We start from the raw sequence: 15,562 nt of genomic DNA, 5'->3' as shown, positions 1-15,562 counted from the left end.
TCGTTTTTTTTTAGAAAGTCATTCTTAAGTTAAATCCAACTGTTCTAACGTTTGGTAATTGACCACCTTCAGTCCAATTTACACCATCTGCAGTTTCAATTTCAGATGGATCTAAACCAGGTATTGCAGAATGAATTAACCATACATTATTAGCAAATACACCAACATTTATTTTTTTGAAAGGTGTGTTTTCTAATGCTTTAACAGGTAAGTCGTAGTCTAATCTTACTGTTCTTAATTTTATGTAAGAAGCGTCATATAACCATCTTTCATGCAACGCAAATAAACGACCCCAATAAGTAGCGCCTTCTACATTATAAGAAACAGGTGCACCAGTTGTTTCATCAACACCTTCTATTAATACCCCTCCAGATGCTCCTGTAGCATTTGCAACTGCACTACCACTTGATGTAGCAGTACCAACTAGTGGATCTCTTACAGGGTTTCCTAAATTGTTATTTCCAACAGTTTCGATACCTAAACCAGAATAGTTGTTAAACATTCTTGATACAGAAAATACTTTACCTCCACTTTGAAAGTCAACATCAAAACCTAAATTAAAGTTTTTGTAACGAATATTGTTAGATAAACCACCTGTAAAGTCTGGTAATACATTACCTAAATATTGATTAGTTTCGTATCTTGGAGCACCAGTTGAAGATAAAACGATGTTTCCATCATCATCTCTAGTAAAAGCTCTACCATAGATAGCACCCCACTCTTCACCAACTCTTTCTTGTAACTGAATTCCTCTCCAAGAACTAGAAAGTACATTTACATCAACACCATCAGCAATAGCAACAACTTTTCTTTTTAATGTAGCAAAGTTAGAATATACGCTCCATTCAAAGTCTTCTGTTTTTATTGGTGAGAAATTTAAACCAACTTCTATACCATCAGTTGTTTGTTCTCCACTATTTAAAAATGTAGAAGTAAATCCGCTTGCACCATCTAAAGATACATTAGTAGGTAAGTCAACATCTTTTCTTTGGAAATAAGTAAGGTCTAAATCAATTTTTCCTTTAAATAATTTTAATTCAGTACCAAATTCATAATCCACTCTTTGACCACCTTCTAACAATGGGTTTGCAAACACACCTTGGCTGCTTAATGTACCACTATTTCCGTAAGGAGTACCAATATCGAAAGTAGGAGTTAATCTGTATCTACTAGGGAAGAAAGGCCCAGATGCAGCACTTGCTCTTAATTTACCAAATGAAATTATATCATTTTGTGGTAATAATTTTGTGAAAATAAAACTTACAGAACCCCCATAAGTTTCAACTCTATTAGCATCAGGGTTTGCAGTAGATCCCCAATCAAATCTAGCAGATCCGTCTACAAAAAGCATATCCTTATATCCTAAAGAGGCTTTAGCGAAAACACCTTGCGTTTTTTGCTTATATTGTTCATTAACAACAACAGGTCTATCTACAGAAGTACTTAAACTATAGAAATCTAAAGTGGTTAAACCTCCTACTGTATTTGATCTCAATTCCTCTCCACCAAGTGTAATTAGTTCAAAACCAGCACTAGCATTTAAATCTAAATCTTCAGTTAAATCTTTAGAATAGTTTACTATACCAAATAATTCATCTCTATAGTTCATGCTTTCGTTTTCACTATAAGAAGGTTGTCCTAAGCCACCAAAAGCAGTTCTATCATTAGACTCAAAAGAAGTAGCTGTTTTTCTTAATTCTACATAACCATTCAAATTATCATTAACGGTATAATTTAAACCAATTCTACCATAAGTAGCATTTTTAGTTTGTGTATTTAAATTTTCGTTAGTTTCAAAAAATGGAGAATCCCAATATAATGGACTTGTATCTGTTGGGCTGTTGATATTCCAAGAAACAACTTGTCCATTTCTTCTGTAATTTCTAACTCTGTCCATATCTAATTGACGTTGCCACCATTGGTTAAAGTTAGATGCAATGTTTCCATATCCATTATCAGGAAAGTTTCTAGTTCTTCTATCTTGATAGTTAATATTGGCATAACCTTCTAGTTTATCTGTAATATTAAATCTAGCATTCACATAACCTTGAACTTGTCTTCTAAATGAGTTAGGTACAACACTGGTTCTATCAATATTAACAAGACCTGCTTTAATACTATAATCTTCTCCCGCTTTTGAGAAATCTATTGAAGTGTTATTGGTACTACCAGTATCAAAGAAATCCTTGATGTTATCTGGATTAGCTTCAAATGCTCTTAATTGACCAAACTCAGGGTCTCCTTGAATCCAAGAATCCCAATGACGAACCATTGTACCATCTAATTTAGGACCCCAGCTTTCATCTGCATAATATTCTACCATTTGTTGCCCATCAAAAGATGACCAAGAAGCAGGATGTCTTGAAGCGTCGAAGCTAAATGTGTTAAAGTCTTGAGAATAACCACCACCATATTCATTTTGGTATTCAGGTAATAAATACACATTGTCCATAGATGTACTGTGGTTAACTGTAATTGTAGAAGTACCTTTTTTAGCGGTTTTAGTTGTAATTACAATAATACCACTAAGAGCTTCAGGTCCATACAAAGCTGTTGCTGCAGCTCCTTTAAGTACTGATAAATCTGCAATGTCATCAGTATTAATGTCTGAAATACTATTTACCTTTACGTTATCTACAATGTAAAGTGAAATACTTTGACCTCTTAAACGGATACTTGAATTACCAAATCCAGAAGATGGTGCACCTACAGCTTGAACCCCAGAAACACGACCAGCTAACGCATTGTTTAAGTCTGTTTCTCTTGTTCTTACTAGGTTTTCTGGTTTTACAGATTGTTGTGCAAAACCAAGAGATTTTTTATCTCTTTTAATACCTAATGCAGTAACTACAATTTCATCTAATACACTTGCATCTTCCACCATTGTTATGTTTACAGTGTTAGATGACCCTACTGCTTTTTCTGCAGTTTTGTAGCCTAAGTAACTAAATCTAAGGATGTCTCCTTTTTTAACTTTGATAGCATACTTTCCATCAAAATCAGTTTCAGTTCCTTTTGCTGTTCCTTTCACAGAAACACTAACACCAGGTAGTGGTCCTGATGCTTCAGATACAGTTCCAGTAACTGTCTTTTCTTGTGCTAAAGTAATTTGCACAACCAACGCTAAGAGTAGCGTTAGAAATCCTTTCAACTTTGTTTTCATTATTTAATTTATTTGAATTAATTTGGGTCAAATATTAAAAATTAAAATCAAAGAACCAATAAAAATTGTTAATAATTGTTAATTATTGTTAAAACGAAAGAAAAAGTCTAATGATTTAATGAAATCGTTAAACATTATTAAAAAAAAGTCACCCAATTGATGTTTAATTGAATGTTCGATAAATTAAAAGTGGCATTTTTGCTTCCAACAACAGAATTGATATTGAAAACAGATTTATTTTTTGTAAAGCAATATCCAAGGCCAAAACTTAAATAGTTTGTCGCGTTAATATATCCAAAATCAGCAATAGAATAAATATAGGAATCATTATTGGTTAATAATCTATATTCAGTATTAAAATAGGTGTACTGTTTGGTAAATATGCTTTGTTCATTAAAGCCTCTTATAGATTTTGGGCCGCCAATTCTAAAAAGTTCATTGGTTAAGTAGTTGGTGGAGTTTAAGTATCCAATTTTATTCTTAATATAAAAACTGTTTCTATTATTGATATCCCAAATATAGGTTGTTAAAGTTTCTATTTTATATTGATTTGAAAAACTTTGATTTGCTTGTCTTTTACCAAGACTGTGTGTAATTTCAAAATGGAATTTATCATTCAAAAAAAAATCATTTTTAGCAATGGTGTAATTGTATGCAAAGCCCAGAAAATAATTATTAAAAGTTTCGAGATTAGTGCTTGTATTATTTGTTAAGTTTTCTGAAGATGTTGAATCGTAATTAAGTGCTATTTTAGATTTCGAGTTAAAATTATAGAATAGTTTAATATTAAAGGTGGTGTTTAAAAAGGTAGAGTCTTGTTTGTAAATGTTAAACAGTATTTTTGGAGTAAATTTTGAATTAAATAAATAAGGTGTTTCTGAAGTTAAACGAAACTCTTGCCTATCTTGCCCAATGCTATTCCAGTATAGTTCCAATTTTTCTCCTTTATTAAAAGTGTTGTTTAGTTTTAAGTCTATATTTCCATTAAATAATAAATCCCCATTTTCTTCGGATGAAAAATTTATAATTCCATCAAAGCTATTATTTATTTTTTTCTTGAAATATAAATATAATAATGTAGAATCCTTTGTGAATAAAATTTCAGGTGGTTTTATTACTTGAATAAATTTTAAGCTTTCCGAGTCATTAGAAATCTGTTTGATTTTTTGTTGATGAAATATTGTACCTTCTTTGATTTTAAAATGATTTTTTAGAAGCGATTTTGGAAAATTCTCATATCCTTTAATAACAACCTTATTTAAATGTCTTTTTTTAGAGATGCTTAAATCTAATTCAGCAATTAGTTTTTTGTTTTTAATATTTAAATTTTTCAATCGAACTTTAGAAAAAGGTTTTCCTTGTTTTTCTAATTTTTTTGAGATGGTCAGTAGCGTGTTTTCAATTTCTTTTATTGGTATGGTCAATGAATCAGATTTTAAATCTTTAAAAAGAAAACGAAACTCTGGTTTTATTTTTAATACCATAGCATCTATTTTTTTGTTTAAGGTAAAATACACCATAAAATTATTTTTCATTTTTTTAATGCTGTCAATAGAGTTTGTCAAATACCCCATTTTTTTTAAATTAATAGATGTTTTGTTTATTTCCGTAATTAACGATAGTGAATCTTTGTGTTTTTGTTTGTATTTAATTTGTTGTAAAAATTTTGCTTCGTTATCATGAATAGAGGTGAGTTGAAGTGTTAGCTTTTGTGCAAAAAAATCACAATTAAAAAAAAAGGCATAAAAGAGTAAAAAAAGATAAATGAGTTTCGACTTCAAAATGGATCAAATATAAAATTCAAAAGTAAGTTAATTCGATAAAAACAACTGGTTAAATAATCATTTTCAAAAAATAACTTACTGATATTTGTATAATTAGAATTTAATTGTACATTTGCACACCCTTAAAAACAGGGTAAAGTTTAATATAAACGAAAAACAGTAATAATTTAGTATGCCAACTATTCAACAATTAGTTCGTAAAGGAAGAACCAAAATAACTAAGAAGAGTAAATCGGCTGCTTTGTCGTCTTGTCCTCAAAGACGTGGAGTTTGTACACGTGTTTATACTACAACACCAAAGAAACCTAATTCAGCAATGCGTAAAGTTGCCAGAGTTAGATTGACTAATGGTAATGAGATAAACGCATACATTCCAGGTGAAGGACACAACTTACAAGAGCACTCGATAGTATTAGTTAGAGGTGGAAGGGTAAAAGATTTACCAGGTGTTAAATATCACGTGGTACGTGGAGCATTAGATACAGCAGGTGTTGAGGGTAGAACTCAACGTAGGTCTAAGTATGGTGCAAAACGCCCAAAAAAGTAAAATTAGTAACTTTTTTAATGTAAAGACATGAGAAAAAGAGCAGCAAAAAAAAGAGTCTTATTACCAGATCCAAAGTTTAATGATCAGTTAGTTACGCGTTTTGTGAATAACTTGATGTGGAGTGGTAAAAAGTCAGTAGCCTTTAAAGTATTTTATGATGCAATGGATATCGTAGAAGAAAGAAAAGGTGAAGGTGAAGAAAAAACAGCCTTAGAAATTTGGAAAGAAGGCTTGTCAAATGTAATGCCTCACGTAGAAGTTAGATCTCGTAGAGTAGGTGGTGCAACATTCCAAATCCCTATGCAAATCAGACCAGACCGTAAAGTATCTATGGCCATCAAATGGATGATTTTGTATACGCGTAAAAGAAATGAAAAAACAATGGCGCAACGTTTAGCTGCTGAAATTTTAGCTGCGGCTAAAGAAGAAGGAGCTGCTGTAAAAAAGAGAGTAGATACTCATAAAATGGCAGAAGCAAACAAAGCATTTTCACATTTTAGATTCTAATAGAAATGGCTAGAGATTTAAAATATACAAGAAATATAGGTATTGCAGCTCATATTGATGCTGGAAAAACTACAACCACAGAGCGTGTTCTGTATTATACAGGTGTTTCTCACAAGATTGGTGAGGTTCATGATGGTGCAGCAACTATGGACTGGATGGAACAAGAGCAAGAAAGAGGTATTACAATTACTTCTGCTGCAACAACTTGTACATGGAATTTTCCAATTGAAAATGGAGAAAAAACTCCAGATACTAAAGGATATCATTTTAATATTATTGATACTCCTGGTCACGTAGACTTTACTGTAGAAGTAAATAGATCATTGCGTGTGTTAGATGGATTGGTTTTCTTGTTTTCTGCTGTTGATGGTGTAGAACCTCAATCAGAAACAAACTGGAGACTAGCTGATAACTATAAAGTACCAAGAATCGGATTCGTTAATAAAATGGATCGTCAAGGTTCTGACTTTTTAGGTGTTTGTCAGCAGGTAAAAGATATGTTAAAATCAAACGCAGTGCCAATCGTTTTAAATATTGGTGATGAAGATGAATTTAAAGGTGTTATTGATTTAGTAAAGAATCGTGCTATTGTATGGCATGACGAAACTCAAGGAGCAACTTTCGATGTTATCGAAATTCCTGAGGATATGAAAGAAGAAGCTCGTAAATACCGTGCACTTTTAATAGAGGAAGTAGCAAGTTATGATGAAGATCTTCTTGAGAAATTTATGGAAGATGAAGATTCAATTACAGAAGAAGAAGTGCATAGTGCATTAAGAGCTGCTGTTATGGATATGGCAATTATTCCTATGATTTGTGGATCTGCGTTTAAAAACAAAGGTGTTCAATTTTTATTAGATGCTGTTTGTCGTTATTTACCTTCTCCTACAGATAAAGAAGGTATTACAGGTACAAACCCAGATACAGGTTTAGAAGAATTACGTAAGCCAGATGTTAAAGAACCATTTGCTGCCTTAGCGTTTAAAATTGCTACAGATCCTTTTGTTGGTCGTTTGGCATTTTTTAGAGCGTATTCAGGACGTTTAGATGCTGGTTCTTACGTGTTAAACAATCGTTCAGCTAAAAAAGAACGTATTTCTCGTATTTATCAAATGCATGCTAATAAGCAAAACGCAATTGATTATATCGAAGCTGGAGATATTGGTGCTGCTGTAGGTTTTAAATCAATTAAAACTGGTGATACTTTATCTGACGAAAAGCACCCAATCGTTTTGGAATCTATGGATTTTCCAGATCCAGTAATTGGTATTGCTGTTGAACCTAAAACTAAAGCTGATGTTGATAGATTAGGTATCGGTTTAGGTAAGTTAGCTGAAGAAGATCCTACTTTTACAGTAAGAACTGATGAAGCTTCAGGTCAGACAATTATTTCTGGTATGGGTGAATTGCACTTAGATGTAATTGTAGATCGTTTAAAACGTGAGTTCAAAGTTGAAGTTAACCAAGGTCAACCTCAAGTAGAATATAAAGAAGCTATTACAGCTGCTGCAGATCATAGAGAAGTTTATAAGAAACAATCTGGTGGTCGTGGTAAATTTGCTGATATTGTATTTACTATGGAGCCAGCAGATGAAGGTGTTCAAGGATTACAATTTGAGTCTATAATTAAAGGGGGTAACGTTCCTAAAGAATTTGTACCTTCTGTAGAAAAAGGATTCAAAGAAGCAATGAAGAATGGTCCTTTAGCAGGTTACGAAATGGATTCTATGAAAGTTACTTTAAAGGATGGTTCTTTTCACGCAGTGGATTCTGATCAATTATCTTTTGAATTGGCTGCAAAATTAGGTTATAAAGCTGCTGCAAAAGCTGCAAAAGCTAAAATTATGGAACCTTTAATGAAGTTAGAAGTGCTAACTCCAGAAGAAAACATGGGTGATATAGTTGGTGACTTAAACAGAAGAAGAGGCCAAGTTAATGATATGAGTGATCGAAATGGAGCTAAAGTTGTTAAAGCCTTAGTCCCTTTATCTGAAATGTTCGGATACGTTACTGCATTAAGAACCATGTCTTCTGGTAGAGCAACATCTACGATGGAATTTTCACATTATGCTGAAACTCCTTCAAATGTTTCTGAGGATGTAATTGCAAAAGCAAAAGGATAACCTACTAAATATTATTATAAGATGAGTCAAAAAATTAGAATAAAATTAAAGTCTTACGATTACAATTTAGTAGATAAATCTGCTGAAAAGATAGTAAAGACGGTAAAAAGTACTGGAGCTGTTGTAAACGGACCAATACCATTACCAACCCATAAAAAGATTTTTACAGTTTTACGTTCACCACACGTTAATAAAAAATCTAGAGAACAATTTCAATTAGCTGCTTACAAGAGATTATTAGACATTTATAGTTCTTCTTCAAAAACTATTGATGCTTTAATGAAACTTGAATTACCAAGTGGTGTGGAAGTTGAAATCAAAGTATAAGTAAATTAAGAATAACTTTCGGTTTAATTTTGTTAAGCCGAAAGTTTTTTATACTTTTGCAACCCGAAATTGAGTAGGGTAAAGCTATTTTTTTTAAGTAGCAACATGTCCAGAGCGTTTCGCGAAGGAAAAACGGAAAAACAAAATCAGCGTTGAATTTGTTTGCGCTGTTTTTTTTTAAGTGAAATTTTAAGGACTAAGAGTGAAACAATTGTTTCAAAACAAATAATTATTAATAATAGACGCGCTGGATACTATAATCTATCGTCTAAAATTTTAACTAAATGTCTGGGTTAATAGGAAGAAAAATTGGAATGACCAGCTTATTTGACGAAAACGGGAAAAATATTCCTTGTACGGTTATTGAAGCAGGTCCTTGCGTTGTTACCCAAGTCAGAACCGAAGAGGTTGACGGATACAATGCGTTGCAACTTGGTTTCGATGACAAAAAGGCGAAGAGTTCTAACAAAGCGTTAGACGGTCACTTTAAAAAAGCTGGCACCACTGCTAAGAAAAAAGTCGTTGAATTTCAAGGGTTTGAAGAACAGTACAAATTAGGAGATTCTATCACGGTTGATCATTTCGCTGAGGGAGAGTTTGTTGATGTTTCTGGGGTTTCTAAAGGTAAAGGTTTTCAAGGTGTAGTAAAACGTCACGGTTTTGGTGGGGTTGGTCAAGCTACTCATGGTCAACATAATCGATTAAGAGCTCCTGGTTCAATTGGTGCTGCATCATATCCTGCAAGAGTATTCAAAGGAATGCGTATGGCAGGTAGAATGGGAGGAGATAAAGTGAAAGTACAAAATTTAAGAGTGTTAAAAGTGGTTGCTGAAAAGAACTTACTTGTTGTTAAAGGAGCAATTCCTGGTCACAAAAACGCTTTTGTAACTATTCAGAAATAATGGAATTAGCAGTTTTAGATATTACAGGAAAAGATACAGGTAGAAAGGTTGAACTATCTGCAGATGTATTTGGTATAGAGCCTAATGATCATGCTATATATTTAGATGTTAAGCAGTACTTGGCAAATCAACGTCAGGGAACTCATAAGTCTAAAGAAAGAGCTGAAATAGTAGGGTCAACAAGAAAGATAAAAAAACAAAAAGGAACTGGTACTGCAAGAGCAGGTTCTATCAAGTCTGGTGTTTTTAGAGGTGGTGGTCGTATGTTTGGGCCAAGACCAAGAAACTATTCTTTTAAATTGAATAAAAACTTAAAGCGTTTAGCACGTAAGTCAGCTTTAAGTATTCAAGCAAACGATAAGAATTTAGTAGTAGTAGAAGATTTTAACTTTGATACACCAAAGACTAAAAACTTTGTGAACGTACTTAAAGCTTTAGAATTAGAAACTAAAAAATCATTATTCGTTTTAGGAGATGAAAATGCAAATGTGTATTTATCCTCACGTAATTTAAAAGGTTCTAAAGTTGTCAAGGCTTCAGAAATCAATACCTATGGCGTTTTGAACGCTAATGCTGTTGTAATTACTGAAGGTTCTTTAGTAGAAATTAACTCAAATTTAAGCAAATAGGGAGATGAGTATTTTAATAAAACCTATTATCACGGAAAAAGCAACAAACGATAGTGAATTATTTAATCGTTATACATTTGTTGTAGATAACAAAGCTAATAAATTAGAGATTAAAGACGCTGTTGAGGCAGCTTATGGAGTTTCTATTTCAAGTGTTAAAACTTTAAACTACCCTATTCAAAGAAATACAAAGTATACTAAAAAAGGTTTAGTTACTGGTATTAAAAGCGGGTATAAAAAAGCTATAGTACAGGTAGCAGAAGGAGAAAGTATTGATTTTTATAACAATCTTTAAGAAAAGACACAATGTCAGTTAGAAAATTAAAACCAATAACACCAGGTCAGCGTTTTAGAGTTGTGAATGGGTTCGACACCATAACAACTGATAAGCCGGAAAAGTCATTATTGGCGCCGAAAAAAAGATCTGGAGGTCGAAACAATCAGGGTAGAATGACTACGCGTAATATCGGAGGTGGTCACAAGCAAAAGTATCGTATTATCGATTTTAAAAGAGATAAGAAGGGTATCCCTGCAACAGTAAAAACTATTGAATACGATCCAAATCGTACTGCATTTATTGCTTTAATTAGTTATGCTGATGGTGAAAAGCGTTATGTAATTGCTCAAAACGGTTTAAAAGTTGGTCAGACAATCGTATCAGGTGCTGGGGTTACTCCAGAAATAGGAAATACAATGTCACTTAGCGATATTCCTTTAGGGACAACGATTTCTTGTATAGAATTACATCCAGGTCAAGGTGCTGTTATGGCACGTTCTGCTGGTTCATTTGCTCAGTTAATGGCAAGGGATGGAAAATATGCAACTGTAAAGTTACCTTCAGGAGAAACTAGATTAATTTTATTGACTTGTACTGCAACAATTGGTGTTGTATCTAATTCAGATCATCAATTATTAGTATCAGGTAAGGCTGGGAGAAGAAGATGGTTAGGTAGAAGACCAAGAGTTAATGCTGTTAGAATGAACCCTGTTGATCACCCAATGGGAGGTGGAGAAGGACGTTCATCAGGAGGTCATCCGAGATCAAGAAATGGTATTCCTGCAAAAGGATTTAAAACTAGATCTAAGACTAAAGCTAGTAATAAGTACATTATTGAACGTAGAAAGAAATAATTAAGTCATGGCAAGATCATTAAAAAAAGGACCTTACATTCACTATAAATTAGAGAAAAAAGTGTTAGCTAATGTTGAATCTGGTAATAAATCGGTTATCAAAACTTGGTCAAGAGCAAGTATGATTTCTCCAGATTTTGTGGGTCAAACTATCGCTGTTCATAATGGACGTCAGTTTGTACCTGTATATGTAACAGAAAACATGGTAGGGCATAAATTAGGCGAATTTTCACCAACTCGTTCTTTTAGAGGACATGCTGGTGCAAAAAATAAAGGTAAAAAATAGTAGGAAATGGGAGTTCGTAAAAAAAATATGGCAGATCAGTTAAAAGCAGATAGAAAGCAACGTGCTTTCGCGAAGCTTACTAACTGTCCTACATCACCAAGAAAAATGCGTTTAGTAGCTGATCAAGTAAGAGGTGTAGAAGTTGAAAAGGCTTTACAAATCTTAAAATTCAGTCCAAAAGAAGCATCAATCAATTTAGAGAAATTGTTATTGTCTGCAATAGCAAATTGGCAAGCTAAAAATGAGGATGCATCTATTGAAGACGCAGGTTTATATGTAAAATCTATTTGTGTAGATAGTGCAGGAATGTTAAAAAGATTAAGACCAGCTCCACAAGGACGTGCTCATAGAATTCGTAAGCGTTCTAATCATGTGACATTAGAGTTAGGTAGTAAAAATTTAAGTAATTAATCAAAGTAGAAATGGGACAAAAAACTAATCCAATAGGAAATCGTTTAGGAATCATCAGAGGTTGGGAGTCTAACTGGTATGGTGGTAATGACTACGGAGATAAAATTGCAGAAGATGATAAGATAAGAAAGTATATTAATGCTAGATTATCTAAAGCAAGTGTTTCTAGAGTAATTATAGAGCGCACCTTAAAGCTTGTAACCGTTACTATTACAACTGCACGTCCAGGTATTATTATTGGTAAAGGAGGTCAGGAAGTAGACAAGTTAAAAGAAGAGCTTAAAAAGATTACAGGTAAAGAAGTTCAAATTAATATTTTTGAAATTAAACGTCCAGAATTAGATGCAAAGTTAGTTGCAACTAGTATTGCCCGTCAAATAGAAAATAGAATTTCTTACAAAAGAGCAGTTAAAATGGCTATTCAAGCCACCATTAGAATGAATGCTGAAGGAATTAAGGTTCAAATTTCAGGTCGTTTAAATGGTGCAGAGATGGCACGTTCAGAACATTATAAAGAAGGTAGAATTCCTCTTTCTACTTTTAGAGCTGATATCGATTATGCACTTGTAGAAGCTCATACTCAATACGGAAGACTAGGTGTTAAAGTATGGATTATGAAGGGTGAGGTTTATGGTAAAAGAGAATTATCTCCATTAGTTGGCTTGTCAAAAAAACAAGGTGGTAAAGGTGGTGATAGATCTAAACGAGGACCTCGTAGAAGAAAATAATTTTTAAAATTAGAAATTAAAGATGTTACAGCCAAAAAGAGTAAAATACCGTAAGGTACAGAAGGCGAAAGGGAATATGACTGGGAATGCTCAGAGAGGGAACCAACTTTCTAATGGAATGTTCGGTATCAAATCTGTAGACCAGAATCTATTAACTTCACGTCAAATAGAGGCAGCTCGTATCGCAGCAACGCGTCATATGAAAAGAGAAGGTCAGTTATGGATAAAAATATTTCCAGACAAGCCTATTACAAAGAAGCCTTTAGAAGTACGTATGGGTAAAGGTAAAGGAGCACCAGATCATTTTGTTGCAGTTATTAAACCGGGTAGAATTTTGTTTGAAGTTGGTGGTGTACCAATGCATGTAGCAAAAGAAGCTTTACGTTTAGCAGCTCAAAAACTTCCTGTAAAAACGAAGTTTGTGATAGCAAGAGATTTTGATATTAACGCATAATTCGAATCACAATGAAACAATCAGAAATTAAAGAATTATCCACAGCTGATCTTAATGAAAAGCTGGGAGCGTTGCAAAAGAATTATACTGATCTTAAAATGGCTCACGCAATAACTCCGTTAGAGAATCCATTGCAGTTGAGAGGATTAAGAAGAACTGTAGCAAGAATTGCAACAGAATTAACAAAAAGAGAATTACAATAATTCTATAGTCAGTTTTAAAGATGGAAAAAAGAAATCTTAGAAAAGAGAGAATAGGTGTAGTTTCTAGTAGCAAAATGGAGAAATCTATTGTTGTATCTGAAACAAAAAGAGTAAAGCACCCAATGTACGGTAAATTCGTTTTAAAAACGAAAAAGTATGTTGCACACGACGAAAAGAATGATTGCAACGAAGGTGATACTGTAAGGATCATGGAAACTAGACCTATGAGTAAATCTAAACGTTGGAGATTAGTAGAAATCCTAGAAAGAGCTAAATAATATGTTACAAACAGAATCAAGATTAAAGGTAGCAGATAATACTGGAGCTAAAGAAGTTTTAGTCATTAGAGTTTTAGGAGGAACCAAAAAACGTTACGCAAGTATTGGAGACAAGATTGTTGTTTCTGTAAAGTCTGCAACTCCTAACGGAACTGTAAAAAAAGGTCAAGTATCTAGAGCAGTTGTTGTAAGAACTAAAAAAGAAGTAAGACGTAAGGATGGATCATATATTAGATTTGATGATAACGCTTGTGTACTTTTAAATCCTACAGAGGAAATGAGAGGAACTCGTGTATTTGGTCCTGTTGCTCGTGAACTTCGTGAGAAACAGTTCATGAAAATTGTATCATTAGCACCTGAAGTGCTTTAAATCATTATATATATAAATGAAAAAGTTCAAATTAAAATCAGGAGATACTGTAAAAGTAATTGCAGGAGACCATAAAGGATCTGAAGGTAAGGTTTTACAAATTATCAAGGATAAAGATAGAGTATTGGTAGAAGGTGTTAATTTAGTTTCTAAGCATACAAAACCAAGCGCTCAGAGTCCTCAAGGTGGTATTGTAAAAAAAGAAGCATCACTTCATATATCTAATGTTATGTTAGTTGAAGATGGTGTTGCTGTTAGGGTTGGTTATAATGTTGATGGAGATACTAAAACTAGAATCTCTAAAAAAACGAATAAATAATAGTAATCATGAGTTACGTACCAAGATTAAAAGCAGAATATAAAGAAAGAGTTATCAAAGCTCTTACTGAAGAGTTCAGTTATAAAAATGTTATGCAGGTGCCAAAGTTAGAAAAAATAGTTGTTTCTAAAGGTGTTGGAGCTGCAATAGCAGATAAGAAATTAATAGATTATGCTGTAGATGAGTTAACTACAATTACTGGTCAAAAGGCAGTTTCTACGATGTCAAAAAAAGATGTTGCGTCATTTAAATTACGTAAAGGTATGCCAATTGGTGTAAAAGTTACGTTAAGAGGTGATAAAATGTATGAGTTTTTAGATAGGTTAGTTACGGCTTCTTTACCACGTGTAAGAGACTTTAACGGTATAAAGGCTAATGGTTTTGATGGAAGAGGTAATTACAATTTAGGTATTACTGAACAAATCATCTACCCAGAAATTAATATTGACAAAGTTAAAAAAATCGGAGGAATGGATATTACTTTTGTTACGTCTGCAGATACTGATAAAGAGGCAAAGTCATTATTAGGAGAATTAGGTTTACCATTCAAAAAAAATTAAGAAATGGCTAAAGAATCAATGAAAGCTCGCGAACGTAAAAGAGCAAAAACAGTTGCAAAATATGCTGAAAAGAGAAAAGCTTTAAAAGAAGCTGGAGACTATGAAGCCTTGCAAAAATTACCAAAAAACGCATCACCAGTTAGAATGCACAATAGATGTAAACTTACTGGACGTCCTAAAGGATATATGAGACAGTTTGGAATTTCTCGTGTAACGTTTCGTGAAATGGCTAATCAAGGGTTAATACCAGGTGTAAAAAAAGCAAGTTGGTAGAAATCTAAGATTAAATCTTAAAAATAAAAATAGAATGTGTACATTTGCACGCTCTATTTTTTTTGAGTATAAGAATTTTAACAGATTATAGGTTCGATTTTCACAGCATAGCTGTAGGTAAATAGAGATTATTGAAAACCGTAATCACAATTTAAATAAGTATGTATACAGATCCAATTGCGGATTTTCTTACTAGAGTAAGAAATGCTATCGCTGCAGGACACAGAGTGGTAGAAATTCCTGCTTCAAACTTGAAGAAGGAAATGACTAAAATTTTGTTTGATCAAGGGTATATTTTAAGTTATCAATTTAACGATGAGTCTGTACAAGGAATCATCAAAATTGCTTTAAAATATGACAAAATCACAAAAGAGTCAGTAATTAGAAAAATTCAACGAATCAGTACACCAGGTTTACGTAAATATGTTGGCTCTAAAGAGATGCCAAGAGTATTAAACGGACTTGGAATTGCTATTGTTTCTACATCTAAAGGAGTGATGACAAACAAGAAAGCTCGTTTAGAGAACGTTGGAGGAGAAGTTTTATGTTACGTTTATTAAATCTTGA

At 33.1% G+C, this 15,562-nt stretch carries 21 protein-coding genes; 19 read left to right on the top strand and 2 right to left on the bottom strand.

What is annotated here, in order from left to right; translation table 11 throughout:
* Window positions 1-10 precede the first annotated feature (10 nt).
* Window positions 11-3,163, bottom strand: a complete 3,153-nt coding sequence (locus tag SJY27_RS05855) for a SusC/RagA family TonB-linked outer membrane protein (protein ID WP_397447320.1) — start codon at window positions 3,161-3,163, stop codon at window positions 11-13.
* Between the two features lie 137 nt (window positions 3,164-3,300).
* A complete protein-coding gene (locus SJY27_RS05850; RefSeq protein ID WP_397447319.1) occupies window positions 3,301-4,698 on the bottom strand; it encodes a hypothetical protein in 1,398 nt (465 codons plus the stop codon).
* A 421-nt stretch (window positions 4,699-5,119) separates the two neighbouring features.
* On the opposite strand from SJY27_RS05850, the gene rpsL reads away from it, so the two are divergent.
* The 19 genes from rpsL (at window position 5,120) to rpsH (ending at window position 15,555) form a co-directional block, all read left to right on the top strand.
* Window positions 5,120-5,494 carry a 30S ribosomal protein S12 gene (gene rpsL / locus SJY27_RS05845; RefSeq protein ID WP_018943587.1) on the top strand — a complete coding sequence of 125 codons (375 nt, stop codon included), beginning with the start codon at window positions 5,120-5,122 and terminating at the stop codon, window positions 5,492-5,494.
* Window positions 5,495-5,521: 27 nt separating this feature from the next.
* Window positions 5,522-6,001, top strand: a complete 480-nt coding sequence (gene rpsG, locus SJY27_RS05840) for a 30S ribosomal protein S7 (RefSeq protein ID WP_068363273.1) — start codon at window positions 5,522-5,524, stop codon at window positions 5,999-6,001.
* 5 nt (window positions 6,002-6,006) lie between these two features.
* The gene (fusA, locus tag SJY27_RS05835) at window positions 6,007-8,124 is read left to right on the top strand and encodes an elongation factor G (RefSeq protein ID WP_397447318.1); all 2,118 of its coding nucleotides are present in this window, start codon (window positions 6,007-6,009) and stop codon (window positions 8,122-8,124) included.
* A gap of 21 nt (window positions 8,125-8,145) precedes the next feature.
* Window positions 8,146-8,451: a 30S ribosomal protein S10 gene (rpsJ, locus tag SJY27_RS05830; RefSeq protein ID WP_068363283.1), complete on the top strand. Its 306-nt coding sequence runs from the start codon at window positions 8,146-8,148 to the stop codon at window positions 8,449-8,451.
* Window positions 8,452-8,735: 284 nt separating this feature from the next.
* Window positions 8,736-9,353, top strand: coding sequence for a 50S ribosomal protein L3 (rplC, locus tag SJY27_RS05825; RefSeq protein ID WP_397447317.1), 618 nt, complete (start codon window positions 8,736-8,738; stop codon window positions 9,351-9,353).
* Window positions 9,353-9,982, top strand: coding sequence for a 50S ribosomal protein L4 (gene rplD / locus SJY27_RS05820; RefSeq protein ID WP_397447316.1), 630 nt, complete (start codon window positions 9,353-9,355; stop codon window positions 9,980-9,982). Before rplC ends, rplD begins: the two co-directional genes overlap by 1 nt.
* Window positions 9,983-9,986: 4 nt before the next feature.
* Window positions 9,987-10,277 (top strand): 50S ribosomal protein L23, encoded by a 291-nt coding sequence (rplW, locus tag SJY27_RS05815; protein WP_397447315.1) that lies wholly within the window; start codon window positions 9,987-9,989, stop codon window positions 10,275-10,277.
* A gap of 11 nt (window positions 10,278-10,288) precedes the next feature.
* Complete coding sequence (rplB, locus tag SJY27_RS05810; protein ID WP_397447314.1) at window positions 10,289-11,113, top strand: 50S ribosomal protein L2; 825 nt, start codon at window positions 10,289-10,291, stop codon at window positions 11,111-11,113.
* A gap of 7 nt (window positions 11,114-11,120) precedes the next feature.
* Window positions 11,121-11,399, top strand: coding sequence for a 30S ribosomal protein S19 (rpsS, locus tag SJY27_RS05805; RefSeq protein ID WP_105015796.1), 279 nt, complete (start codon window positions 11,121-11,123; stop codon window positions 11,397-11,399).
* 6 nt (window positions 11,400-11,405) lie between these two features.
* Window positions 11,406-11,810 (top strand): 50S ribosomal protein L22, encoded by a 405-nt coding sequence (gene rplV, locus SJY27_RS05800; RefSeq protein WP_397447313.1) that lies wholly within the window; start codon window positions 11,406-11,408, stop codon window positions 11,808-11,810.
* Between the two features lie 11 nt (window positions 11,811-11,821).
* Complete coding sequence (gene rpsC / locus SJY27_RS05795; protein ID WP_397447312.1) at window positions 11,822-12,538, top strand: 30S ribosomal protein S3; 717 nt, start codon at window positions 11,822-11,824, stop codon at window positions 12,536-12,538.
* A gap of 22 nt (window positions 12,539-12,560) precedes the next feature.
* Complete coding sequence (rplP, locus tag SJY27_RS05790; RefSeq protein ID WP_397447311.1) at window positions 12,561-12,992, top strand: 50S ribosomal protein L16; 432 nt, start codon at window positions 12,561-12,563, stop codon at window positions 12,990-12,992.
* An 11-nt stretch (window positions 12,993-13,003) separates the two neighbouring features.
* A complete protein-coding gene (gene rpmC, locus SJY27_RS05785; RefSeq protein ID WP_105015792.1) occupies window positions 13,004-13,195 on the top strand; it encodes a 50S ribosomal protein L29 in 192 nt (63 codons plus the stop codon).
* 20 nt (window positions 13,196-13,215) lie between these two features.
* Entirely contained in the window at window positions 13,216-13,473 is a 258-nt protein-coding gene (rpsQ, locus tag SJY27_RS05780; protein ID WP_091891527.1) for a 30S ribosomal protein S17, read from the top strand.
* Between the two features lies 1 nt (window position 13,474).
* Window positions 13,475-13,843, top strand: coding sequence for a 50S ribosomal protein L14 (gene rplN, locus SJY27_RS05775; RefSeq protein ID WP_015482230.1), 369 nt, complete (start codon window positions 13,475-13,477; stop codon window positions 13,841-13,843).
* 16 nt (window positions 13,844-13,859) lie between these two features.
* A complete protein-coding gene (gene rplX / locus SJY27_RS05770; RefSeq protein WP_334055661.1) occupies window positions 13,860-14,162 on the top strand; it encodes a 50S ribosomal protein L24 in 303 nt (100 codons plus the stop codon).
* An 8-nt stretch (window positions 14,163-14,170) separates the two neighbouring features.
* On the top strand, window positions 14,171-14,722 hold the full coding sequence (gene rplE, locus SJY27_RS05765) for a 50S ribosomal protein L5 (RefSeq protein ID WP_397447308.1): 552 nt from the start codon (window positions 14,171-14,173) through the stop codon (window positions 14,720-14,722).
* 3 nt (window positions 14,723-14,725) lie between these two features.
* Entirely contained in the window at window positions 14,726-14,995 is a 270-nt protein-coding gene (rpsN, locus tag SJY27_RS05760) for a 30S ribosomal protein S14 (RefSeq protein ID WP_068363324.1), read from the top strand.
* Between the two features lie 161 nt (window positions 14,996-15,156).
* On the top strand, window positions 15,157-15,555 hold the full coding sequence (rpsH, locus tag SJY27_RS05755; RefSeq protein ID WP_397447307.1) for a 30S ribosomal protein S8: 399 nt from the start codon (window positions 15,157-15,159) through the stop codon (window positions 15,553-15,555).
* The last annotated feature ends 7 nt before the right edge of the window (window positions 15,556-15,562 follow it).

This window comes from Polaribacter sp. R77954 (genome assembly GCF_044595335.1).
GTDB lineage: Bacteria > Bacteroidota > Bacteroidia > Flavobacteriales > Flavobacteriaceae > Polaribacter.
Note: the sequence above shows the minus strand (reverse complement) of the source record. Positions and strands in the feature narration are given on the sequence as shown.

Bases quoted from the DNA above. Each gene is read 5' to 3' on its own strand.
- SJY27_RS05855 (WP_397447320.1), bottom strand. From the start codon at position 3,163: ATGAAAACAAAGTTGAAAGGATTTCTAACGCTACTCTTAGCGTTGGTT.
- SJY27_RS05850 (WP_397447319.1), bottom strand. From the start codon at position 4,698: ATGAAAAATAATTTTATGGTGTATTTTACCTTAAACAAAAAAATAGAT.
- rpsL (WP_018943587.1), top strand. From the start codon at position 5,120: ATGCCAACTATTCAACAATTAGTTCGTAAAGGAAGAACCAAAATAACT.
- rpsG (WP_068363273.1), top strand. From the start codon at position 5,522: ATGAGAAAAAGAGCAGCAAAAAAAAGAGTCTTATTACCAGATCCAAAG.
- fusA (WP_397447318.1), top strand. From the start codon at position 6,007: ATGGCTAGAGATTTAAAATATACAAGAAATATAGGTATTGCAGCTCAT.
- rpsJ (WP_068363283.1), top strand. From the start codon at position 8,146: ATGAGTCAAAAAATTAGAATAAAATTAAAGTCTTACGATTACAATTTA.
- rplC (WP_397447317.1), top strand. From the start codon at position 8,736: ATGTCTGGGTTAATAGGAAGAAAAATTGGAATGACCAGCTTATTTGAC.
- rplD (WP_397447316.1), top strand. From the start codon at position 9,353: ATGGAATTAGCAGTTTTAGATATTACAGGAAAAGATACAGGTAGAAAG.
- rplW (WP_397447315.1), top strand. From the start codon at position 9,987: ATGAGTATTTTAATAAAACCTATTATCACGGAAAAAGCAACAAACGAT.
- rplB (WP_397447314.1), top strand. From the start codon at position 10,289: ATGTCAGTTAGAAAATTAAAACCAATAACACCAGGTCAGCGTTTTAGA.
- rpsS (WP_105015796.1), top strand. From the start codon at position 11,121: ATGGCAAGATCATTAAAAAAAGGACCTTACATTCACTATAAATTAGAG.
- rplV (WP_397447313.1), top strand. From the start codon at position 11,406: ATGGGAGTTCGTAAAAAAAATATGGCAGATCAGTTAAAAGCAGATAGA.
- rpsC (WP_397447312.1), top strand. From the start codon at position 11,822: ATGGGACAAAAAACTAATCCAATAGGAAATCGTTTAGGAATCATCAGA.
- rplP (WP_397447311.1), top strand. From the start codon at position 12,561: ATGTTACAGCCAAAAAGAGTAAAATACCGTAAGGTACAGAAGGCGAAA.
- rpmC (WP_105015792.1), top strand. From the start codon at position 13,004: ATGAAACAATCAGAAATTAAAGAATTATCCACAGCTGATCTTAATGAA.
- rpsQ (WP_091891527.1), top strand. From the start codon at position 13,216: ATGGAAAAAAGAAATCTTAGAAAAGAGAGAATAGGTGTAGTTTCTAGT.
- rplN (WP_015482230.1), top strand. From the start codon at position 13,475: ATGTTACAAACAGAATCAAGATTAAAGGTAGCAGATAATACTGGAGCT.
- rplX (WP_334055661.1), top strand. From the start codon at position 13,860: ATGAAAAAGTTCAAATTAAAATCAGGAGATACTGTAAAAGTAATTGCA.
- rplE (WP_397447308.1), top strand. From the start codon at position 14,171: ATGAGTTACGTACCAAGATTAAAAGCAGAATATAAAGAAAGAGTTATC.
- rpsN (WP_068363324.1), top strand. From the start codon at position 14,726: ATGGCTAAAGAATCAATGAAAGCTCGCGAACGTAAAAGAGCAAAAACA.
- rpsH (WP_397447307.1), top strand. From the start codon at position 15,157: ATGTATACAGATCCAATTGCGGATTTTCTTACTAGAGTAAGAAATGCT.